The organism is Mycobacterium sp. TH-M106 (genome assembly GCF_057473765.1).
The window spans coordinates 1-1,551 of sequence record NZ_JBYCLE010000402.1 but is presented as its reverse complement, the minus strand read 5'-3'; the positions used below and the strand labels follow the sequence as shown (position 1 = coordinate 1,551).

The following is a 1,551-nucleotide window of genomic DNA, read 5'->3' as shown; positions in this document are numbered from 1 at the left end:
TTGTCGAGCGGGTCGCCGAGCGGGCGGCGGGAAACCCGTTTTTCGCCGAGGAGCTGGTGCGCGATCTGGCCGAGCGTGGCGTGTTAACCGGTGGCCGCGGCAACTATGTCTGCCACGTCGACCGTGCCGACGTCGTCGTGCCGGCGACTCTGCAGGCCACCATCACCGCCCGTATCGACCGGCTGGAGCCGGTCGCCAAACAGACCCTGAACGCCGCGGCGGTGATCGGGTTGCGGTTTGGCGCAGAGCAGTTGGCGTTGCTCGACGGTGACGCTGAGATCGCCCCGTTGATCGCTAACGAACTCGTTGATCAGGTGCGGTTCACCCCGCAGGCGGAGTATGCCTTCCATCACCCGTTGATCCGTGCGGTGGCCTACGAATCGCAGCTCAAATCCGACCGTGCCGCGCTGCATCGGCGGCTGGCAGCCGCGATCGAGCAGCGCCACCCGGATGCGCTCGACCAGAACGCGGCATTGATCGCCGAGCATCTCGAGGCTGCCGAGGACCTACCTGCCGCTTTCGCCTGGCACAGGCGCGCGGGGGCATGGGCGCAACACCGTGACATCAGGGCCGCACGAGTGAGTTGGGAGCGGGCCCGTATGGTCGCCGACCGGTTGCCCACCGACGATTCGGACCGAACGTCGATGCGCATCGCCCCGCGCACCCTGCTGTGTGCCAGCACCTGGCGGGTCAGCGGCAGCGCTGCCGAGACCGGCTTCGACGAACTGCGCGAGCTATGCAGGGCCGCCGGCGATAAAGTGTCACTGGCGATCGGCATGGGGGGCCTGATGATGGCGCTGATAATGCATAACCGGTTCCGGGAATCGGCACGTATGGCGTCGGAGTGCAGCCGGCTGCTCAAGCCGATCGGCGATCCCTCGCTGACAGTCGGGATTTTGATCGGGCCGAGCAATATCAAGTGGCAAGTGGGCGAGGCAGCCGAAAGTCTGCGCATGGCGCAGCGCGTCATAAACCTGGCCGAAGGCAACCCCACCATGGGCGGCCTGATGGTCGGATCACCGTTGGCAGCCGCGTTTGCGATGCGTGGAGCCAGCCGATACTGCCTCGGCTTCCCAGGCTGGAAAGAAGACCTCGATCAGGCAGTCGCCTTGGCCCGCACGGTCGACGCGACGACCTACACCATCGCCGTGTTTTGGAAGTACGGCTTCCCCGTCCACCTCGGTGTATTGCTGCCGGACGTGGCAGCCGACCGGGAGACCGCCGAAGCGCTGGAACGAGCGGAGCACTCCGGCGACGACGCCGCGGTGGATATCGCCCGAGCATGTCGTGCCATCGTCCTCGCGAGGGAGGAAAATCCGCCTTGGGAAACCGTTCTCACGCTGCGCAACCAGTATCGCGAAGCGCACTTGCGTCACGGATATTCAAAGAACACCGTGCGTGTCGCCGATATCGAACTCGCGAGGGAGAAAGCCGGGGTCGGTGATATCGACGACGCCATTGGGCTAGCTCGTGCGGTGGTGGACTACCTGTTCGACGCGGGTGAGATGATCACCCGCGGCGAGGCAACCAGAGTCTTCGTGGAAGCACTGC

At 65.3% G+C, this 1,551-nt stretch carries 1 pseudogene; it reads left to right on the top strand.

Going from position 1 to position 1,551, the window contains the following annotated elements:
* A pseudogene (locus AC2VOP_RS14250) lies at positions 1-1,551 on the top strand (cyclase); the annotation flags it as partial.